Origin of the sequence: Methylobacterium sp. WL103 (assembly GCF_008039885.1) — a bacterium.
GTDB classification, from domain to species: Bacteria; Pseudomonadota; Alphaproteobacteria; order Rhizobiales; family Beijerinckiaceae; genus Methylobacterium; species Methylobacterium cerastii.
In genome coordinates, this window is sequence record NZ_VRUX01000725.1 from 1 (window position 1) to 1,864 (window position 1,864).

Below are 1,864 nucleotides of genomic sequence, written 5' to 3' on the forward strand. Positions count from 1 at the left end.
CGCCGAGCGCGCCCGCCCCGAGGACGAGCGAACGGCGGGAGACCCGGCTCAACGCGGCGCCCCGGTCTTGGCGGCCGCCGCCTCGTCGTACCACCACGTCGTCGGGAAGCCGGACGAGCCGTAGAGCGGCAGGACGGCCGGGTGCGCGAAGCGGTTCCAGCGCAGGGTCCGCGAGACGTTCGAGGCCCATTGCGGCACGACGAAGTCGTGGGACAGCAGCACCCGGTCCAGTGCATGGGTCGCCGCCAGCACGCCGGGCCTGTCTTTGGCAAAGATCACCTTCTCGATCAGCGCGTCGATCGCGGGATCCTTGATGCCGATGAGGTTGCGCGAGCCGGGCTTGTCGGCAGATGCCGAGCCCCAGTACTCGCGCTGCTCGTTGCCCGGCGAGAGCGATTCCGGCCAGGAGCCGGTGGTGACGTCGAAGTCGAAGTTGCGCAGCCGGTTCTGGTACTGCGCCTGGTCGATCACCCGCAGCGAGGTGCCGACGCCGATGAGCTTGAGCTGCGCCGAGAACGGCAGGATCACCCGCTCGAAGGTGTTCTGGAACTCCAGGAATTCGACGGTGAGCGGCTCGCCCGTCGCCTTGTTCACCATGCGCCCGTCGCGCTGCTCGTAGCCGGCCTCGCGCAGCAGGCGCACGGCCTCGCGCAGGTTCGTGCGCACGGCCTCCGGCGTCTCGCTCACGGGGTTCTTGTAGGGCGTGGTGAAGACGGACGGCGGCACCTTGTCCTTCACCGTGTCGAGCAGCGCCTTCTCCTCGCCCTCGGGCAGGCCGGAGGCGGCGAGCTCGGAGCCGTAGAAGTACGAGTCGATGCGCTTGTACAAGCCGTAGAACAGCGCCCGGTTCATCTCCTCGAAGTTCATCGCAAGGTTGAAGGCGCGCCGCACGCGCGGGTCCTTGAACTTGTCCTTGCGGGTGTTGAAGATGAACGCCTGCATGTTGCCGTTGCCGCGGTCGGGGAAGGCCTCCTTGATCAGGCGGCCGTCCTTCACCGCGGGGAAGTCGTCGTAGGCGGTGGCCCAATTGCGGGCGATGTTCTCGGCGCGGAAGTCGTAGAGGTCGCCCTTCAGCGCCTCGACCAGCACCGTCCCGTCGCGAAAATACTCGTAGCGCTGGGTGCCGAAGTTGTTGCGCCCGGCATTCACCGCCAGGTCCTTGCCCCAGTAGTCGGCGACGCGGACATAGGTCGCCGAGCGGCCGGGATCGAATTTATCCAGCTTGTACGGGCCCGATCCCAGCGGCGGCTCCAGCGTCGTCTCGGCGACGTTGCGCTGGCGCCCTTGTGCGTCCTTGCCCGTCCACCAGTGCTTGGGCAGCACGGGGAGCTGCCCGATCACCTGCGGCAGCTCGCGGTTGCCGGTCTCGGTGAAGGTGAAGGTCACCTCGCGCGGGCCGGCGGCTTCCGCCTTCGCCACGGTCTGGTAGTAGGCGGCGTAGCGCGGGCTGTTCGCCTTGAAGGTCTCGAACGACCAGACCACGTCCTCGGGGGTGATCGCGACGCCGTCGTGCCACTTCGCGTTCTCGCGCAGGCGGTAGGTCACCGAGCCGAGGTCGGGCGCGACCCGAAGCGCCTCGGCCAGCAGGCCGTAGGAGGTGAAGGGCTCGTCGAGGGATTCGGTGGTGAGCGTGTCGTAGAGCAGCGCGATCCCGCCTTCGAGGTCGCCCTTCAGGCCCGAGACCACGAGGTTGAAGTTGTCGAACCCGCCCTGCGCCCCGAGGCGCACGAGGCCGCCCTTGGGGGCGCCTGGGTCGGCGTAGTCGAAATGCTTGAAGTCCGGGCCGTATTTCGGCTGCCCCATCAGCGTCACCGCGTGGACCCAGCCGGCGCCGGCCGCCGGGGGCGCCGGCTCGGATTGCGCG

1 protein-coding gene is annotated in these 1,864 nt (G+C 68.6%); it reads right to left on the reverse strand.

The window, feature by feature from the left end; all coding sequences use genetic code 11:
• Positions 1-48: 48 nt before the first annotated feature.
• Positions 49-1,864, reverse strand: a 1,816-nt coding sequence (locus FV222_RS24700) for an extracellular solute-binding protein (RefSeq protein WP_147815881.1), incomplete at its 5' end; no start/stop codon positions are given.